The organism is Cobetia sp. 29-18-1 (genome assembly GCF_029846405.1).
Classification (GTDB): domain Bacteria; phylum Pseudomonadota; class Gammaproteobacteria; order Pseudomonadales; family Halomonadaceae; genus Cobetia; species Cobetia amphilecti.
On sequence record NZ_JARWKS010000045.1, the window covers coordinates 1 to 1306 of the forward strand.

Genomic DNA, 1306 nt, shown 5'->3' on the forward strand with positions numbered 1-1306 from the left:
TGTCCCGTCCTGAATATAGTTGACACGTTCTGACCTATCTTTAGGGAGAGCGTGATGAACCAGCACGTTAAGCGTACCCAGCGCGATTACACCTTGGCTTTTAAGCTCGCCGTCGTCGAGCAGATCGAGGCTGGGGAGATGACTTATAAGCAGGCTCAGGCCCGCTATGGCATACAGGGACGGTCCACAGTACTTCGATGGCTGCGCCAGCATGGTCATCAAGACTGGGGCTCTTCCCGGGATGTCAAAACATCTGGGAGCTACGCCATGAAAGAAGCCCTTCCACAGACACCTGAACAGCGCATCAAAGAGCTTGAAAAGCAGCTTGAGCTATCGCAGCAGAAAGCCCAGTTCTTCGAGACGGTGGTCAATGTGTTGAAGAAAGATTACGGGATTTCGGTAAAAAAGCTGCCAGGCAAGCCCTCGCGGACAAAAACGTAGCAAGTCTCAACGTCAGCAAGGTTTGCCGATTTCTCGGCATCAGCCGGCAGGCTTGGTATCAGACATGGCGTGCCCAGGAATTGCGTGCGACTCAAGAGCAGCAAGTCATCAACTTCGTGCATGAGATACGCCGTAGCCAGCCCCGTATTGGAGTCCGGAAGCTCCACTATCTGCTACATGAACAGTCAAACTCGAAGCTCCACGTAGGCCGTGATCGATTGTTTCAGATGCTGCGCTCTCATCGATTGCTGATCGCTCGGCGTCGGGCGTATCACAAGACAACCTTGAGTCACCATCGCTTTTATCGTCATCCCAACCTGCTCAAGGCAGGCTCTGGGCAAGTCGTGGCCAGTCGGCCTGATCAGGTCTGGGTGGCGGATATCACCTACCTGCCAACTCAGTCGGGCATGAGCTATGTGAGCTTGGTCACCGACGCGTACTCACGCAGAATTGTGGGGCATCACGTTCATGATAGTTTGCGTAGCAAGGAGGTGGAGCAGGCCTTTCGTCAGGCGCTAAGGCAGCGTGCTGGGCAGCAGCCACTGATCCATCATTCGGATCGAGGGGTTCAATATTGCTGTGACAGTTACCAGCAGTTACATCGCCAGCATGGCGTCCAGTGTTCGATGACGGATGGATATGACTGCTATCAGAATGCCTTGGCTGAGCGCGTCAATGGCATTCTGAAGACGGAGTTCTTGTTGGCAAGACCAAAAGACTTGATGCAAGCACGTAAGATGGTCCGTGAGTCGATCGATATCTATAACCAGGCACGGCCTCACTTGGCCTTGAAATACAAAACGCCCGATGCGGTGCATCGAGCGTTTTGAGTTCCCAAAGTGTCAACCTATTTCAGGACTAGACA

At 53.2% G+C, this 1306-nt stretch carries 1 pseudogene; it reads left to right on the forward strand.

Annotated elements, in window-relative coordinates:
* The first annotated feature begins 54 nt into the window (after window positions 1-54).
* Window positions 55-1271: pseudogene (locus QD208_RS17545) on the forward strand (IS3 family transposase).
* Window positions 1272-1306 lie beyond the last annotated feature (35 nt).